Annotated in this window: 2 protein-coding genes and 2 pseudogenes; 3 read left to right on the top strand and 1 reads right to left on the bottom strand. The window is 65.6% G+C overall.

Features of this window, described 5'->3' with window-relative positions; all coding sequences use genetic code 11:
* Positions 1-67 precede the first annotated feature (67 nt).
* Positions 68-1,229 (top strand): annotated as a pseudogene (locus tag AC07DW_RS33690) (IS110 family RNA-guided transposase).
* Between the two features lie 879 nt (positions 1,230-2,108).
* A pseudogene (locus AC07DW_RS33685) lies at positions 2,109-2,255 on the top strand (IS5/IS1182 family transposase); the annotation flags it as partial.
* 73 nt (positions 2,256-2,328) lie between these two features.
* Here the strand turns inward: AC07DW_RS33685 and AC07DW_RS33680 are convergent.
* Complete coding sequence (locus tag AC07DW_RS33680; RefSeq protein WP_478861416.1) at positions 2,329-2,823, bottom strand: hypothetical protein; 495 nt, start codon at positions 2,821-2,823, stop codon at positions 2,329-2,331.
* A 542-nt stretch (positions 2,824-3,365) separates the two neighbouring features.
* Here AC07DW_RS33680 and AC07DW_RS33675 point away from each other — a divergent pair.
* Positions 3,366-3,762: IS110 family transposase (locus AC07DW_RS33675; protein WP_478861415.1), on the top strand; the 397-nt coding region annotated here is incomplete at its 3' end.

The following is a 3,762-nucleotide window of genomic DNA, read 5'->3' as shown; positions in this document are numbered from 1 at the left end:
AACTCCTTGGGATAGGGCTTGGGCACTGCAACATCCTTCCAGGCCGCTTCTCAGCAAGCCAGGTCAGGTGTCACTCAACCCTGCAGCAGTCCCGATCGACGACACGGGCAGGCGACTTCTGCCCCGGCGCGTCGCCAACGAGGAGACCGAACTGCTCCAGCTCCTCGCAGACGTTCTCGACCTGGGTGACGAAGCGGTCTGGGGCATCGACCTGGCGGACGGCGGGGCCGCCCTGGCGATCGCGGTGCTGCTCAACCACGGTCAGCAGCTCCTCTACATCCCCGGACGGGCAGTCAACCGGGCCTCCGAGGGCTACCGGGGCGACGGCAAGACCGACGCCAAGGACGCGGCGGTCATCGCCGGTCAGGCCCGCATACGGCGCGACCTCACACCCCTGCGGCCCGGCGACAAGCTGGTGTCCGAGCTGAAGGCCCTCACCCGGCACCGCCGTGACCTCAGCGACGACCGCACCCGGACCATCAACCGGCTCCGCGGCCACCTAACCCGAGATCTTCCCCGGCCTGGAGCGCGAACTCGACCTGGGCAACGTCGGCCCCCTGGTTCTCCTGACCGGCTACCAGACCCCGGCTGCCATCCGCCGGGCCGGCCGCCGACGGCTGGGAACATGGCTGCGCAACCGGAAGGTCCGCAGCGCCGACGAACTCGCCGCCAAGGCCGTCCAGGCCGCCGAAGGCCAGCACACCAGCGTCCCCGGCGAGGACATGACCGCCCGCGTGGTGCACTCCCTGGCGAAGGAGGTGATGGCCCTTAACGAGAAGATCACCGAGATCGACAAGCTCATCGAGGGCCGGTTTCACCAGCATCGCACCGCAGAGGTAATCGCGAGTATGCCCGGCATCGGCGCCCTGCTGGGCGCCGAGTTCCTTGCCGCCACAGGCGGTGACATGGACGCCTTCGCCAGTGCGGACCGGCTGGCCGCGTTCGCTGGCGTCTCTCCGACACCCCGCGATTCCGGGAAGATCAGCGGCAACCTGCACCGCCCCACTCGTTACAGCCGGCGTCTCCAGCGCGTTTTCTACACCTCCGCGCTGATCAGCATCCGCTGCTGTGACGAGTCCCGCCGCTTCTACGACCGCAAGCGAGCCGAAGGCAAACGACACAGCCAGGCCGTCATGGCCCTCGCACGCCGACGAGTCAACGTCCTGTGGGCCCTCCTTCGTGACGGACGGTGCTACGAACCCACACCACCCGCCACCCTGGCTGCTTGACATCCAGATTAGGAATCGGGGCTTCGGAGGGGATACGACATCGCCGTCCGCCGCCGGTCCGCCCGCCCGAACACCCCGGCCAGCGAGACGAAGAAGTCCTCGAACCAGCCCGGCCCACACCTGAGCGCCCGCTCTGTACTCACGAACGGACCAACGCGTCACACGCCCAACAGACCCTCACGGCTGCAGCACCTGCAGGACCGGCCGTTCCCGGCCTGCTGCAGCGCGACTTCACCGCCACCGCCCCGGGCGAGAAGATGATCGTCGCCATCACTCAGATCGACACCGCCGGAGGCCCTCTGTATCTCGCCACCACCATCGACTGCTATTCGAGAGCCGTACTTGACTGGGCGATCGGCGAACGGTATCCGGCGAGCCTCGTATCCCCGGCCGTCCGAATGGTCGCCGAACGCGTTCACCTGCCCACGGGGGCTATACTTCCCAGCGGCAGAGGAAGTCGATAACTTCCCAAGAGTTCTCTGAAACCCTTGCCGCCCGCAGCATCCGGAAATCGACCGGGCGAACTGGATCATGTTTCGACAATGCTGCGGCTCATCTTCCTTCGGGAAACTCAAGACACAGAACGTCCGCCATCGCAGGTTCGCCGCCAAGGCGGAAACACGACGCGAAGTCATACGATTCATCGGGGGTTTCTACAACCACCGCAGGCTGCATTCCCGCATCGGGCACCGTTTCCCCATGGAAGTCATCGAAGAGTGGACCAGCTGCCTTATATCGTTTTGACCGCGTGTCCCGAAAAGCTCGGGGCCCATCAGAACGTCAACCTCGACCGAGGCCGCGACAGCACAAGTCCCGTTTGCTGACAGCCGAGTTGGGTCTCACGGGCATCGCACGCAAGGGAATTCCGCCTCGATTCCAGCAGGCAAGCGCTGGATGGCCGAGCGCACCCACTCGTGGATGAACAACTCCGGCAAACTCCGGCGCTGCAGCGAGAGGAGCGGCGAGGCAGTGGATTTCTACCTCTGCCTCGCCGCCACTCTCGTCACGCTCCGCATGCTCATCTGACGCTCGGCGAGCCGTTACCGCTGGGAGGGCCGCCCACCACCCGACACCTCAAGTGACCATTTGCCGGCCGGTCTCAGTACCTCCAGATCTTGAAATTAGTGGAGTACCCAGCAGTGAGATGATGATCAAGCGTCACAACATTGGGGGTGTCACTCTTGAAGGCCTCGGAGGATGAGTCCACTCCGACACCGTTCGTCATGGCGTGCAGGGAGTATTTTCCTCCCTTGTCGTCCGATAGGTCGAAGGCGTAGCAATCCTGGTGAGTCGAACGATCAATCTCCAGATGGACTGTGGACTCTGGATTGATTTTCGTACCATAAGACAGCCCCTCGATCTGGCCGTAAGTATATGAGGGGAATTCGTTGCAAATTTTACGAATGTTCGTCACAGTAAGTGTTCGGTCAGTCCAGTTTTTGATGTTGTACCCATTCGTGTTGTACGACGTACTTGCTGAAATGGGCTCATCTGCTGACGTATTCGCTGCATGGGCGCCAGAAGCGGCGAAACCAGTCGAGAGCACCACGCCAGCGACGAGGCAGGCGGTGATTTTGGAACGACGGGAATTCATTATGGTCTCCTCTGTTTCGGCGAACATAGTAGGTTGGTGCAGACATGACGTCGGCCGGCCGGACGGAACACTGGCTACGGCAACTTGGGCCGGTTGGTTAACGCCCCCTCGAGGACCGCACGTGAGACGTCGGTGCGGCGTCACCGGGCCGGCGCAGCACCGCCCTCATGCAGCCGCCCCCGACCCGACTACGGCTCCGCCTGTCCCACCGCGGCCGGACACCTCGTCACCACCAGTCGCGCCGCATCCTCCGCCTCGTCACCACGCCCGCAAAGTTCGTGCCGCGATCTTCAGCCCACCCTGAGAGCCGCTGCTCCACCCGCCGAGGCCGGCATCAGCGCCGGCACCCGTCGCCGCCGGCCGTCCACTGCCCGGCAGCCGCAACGGCCGCAGGGCGGATGAGGTTCAAGGCAGCGAGGATCGACTCGACGGCATAGCCGGCAGCCCGCATCTGACCGGCGAACGCCGCGATCAGCGGTTTCGGGGGTCGAGCTCCCCCGCGACTGGACTGGGCACGCCAGTGGCCCGAGCGGCGATGGGCCGTGGAGAACGCGAGGGGCCTGGGACACCACCTGACCTCATGGCTGCTCGCCCGGGGAGAAGAGGTCGTCGGTGTCCCGCCCAGCGCGACCGCCCGGGTCCGCCAGCTCTCGCGCGGGGCAGGCCGCAAGAACGACCGCATCGACGCGGCCGCGGCGGCATGCGCCGCCGCACTCCAAGGCGACGCAAGGCCCGTGCAGCCCGAGGGCTCAACGGACGCACTGGCGCTGCTGGATGAGCGGCGCAGCAATCTCGCCCAGGCCAGAGTCCGCGCGGTCAACCAGCTCCACGCGCTGCTACGTGTCCTCCTGCCGGGCGGCGCACCGCGCGACCTGTCCGCGGCCAGGGCCGGGCAGTTGCTGGAATCTGTGGTCCCTGCCGGTCCGGCGGAGATCACCC

This window comes from Streptomyces sp. NPDC045701 (genome assembly GCF_056432045.1).
The sequence above is the reverse complement of the archived record's forward strand: the minus strand, read 5'-3'. Positions and strand labels throughout refer to the sequence as shown.